Source organism: Vibrio sp. YT-19(2023) (assembly GCF_033337395.1).
Map to the genome: position 1 here is coordinate 1 of NZ_JAWOQN010000630.1, position 645 is coordinate 645.

At 47.0% G+C, this 645-nt stretch carries 1 protein-coding gene and 1 pseudogene; both read left to right on the forward strand.

Annotated elements, in window-relative coordinates:
- Positions 1-376 (forward strand): annotated as a pseudogene (gene vscH / locus R7E78_RS27555) (YopR family T3SS polymerization control protein VscH); the annotation flags it as partial.
- Positions 377-384: 8 nt separating this feature from the next.
- Positions 385-645 (forward strand): SctI family type III secretion system inner rod subunit VscI (gene vscI / locus R7E78_RS27560; protein WP_318058808.1); only part of this gene is annotated, 261 nt, incomplete at its 3' end.

Below are 645 nucleotides of genomic sequence, written 5' to 3' on the forward strand. Positions count from 1 at the left end.
CGTTATTTCTGATCCTCAAACACAAAAAGAAGCGCTGTGGTACGCCTTTCATCAGGCGAAAAGCGCCAAAGGAACGGATGATGCCGTTCCGGAATTATTGAGCGTTCTGAAACAAGAGTTGCTCGGAGATTTTGCAGGCCAGTTAATGGCTGAGCCGCCAACAGACAGAGCAGCATTAAAAGCGATGCTTGCGCAAAGCTTCCCACTTGGCGCTCAGAAAGAACAGGCGCTTTGGCATTGTTGGGCTGAGCTAAAGTCTTTGCCAGAGATGACATCAACAGTCGATTTAGTACGTGAAGAGCTGAGTTTTGTTATCCAAAAAAACGCGATGGTGAAGAACATCATGACTCACAGCCATAAGTTAGATTTGTCGTAGGAGTACACATGATCAATACACAGTACACCGAGGTGATGCAAACCAACCTTGAGAAGTTGCAAGATGCTCAAGTCGAAGACGGGCTGAGTGAGCGTTTTGAACAAGCCATGTCTATTCCGGAGGGGAACAACGGTTTAGAAGGCGGTTTGCTAGAAAACATCAGCGAACTAAAAAACACCATCGATAACGCGAAAAGCAGTCTGCAAGACAGCATGAAAATGGTCGGTGACGATCCAGCGCAACTGTTGCAAATGCAGTGGGCGTTAACG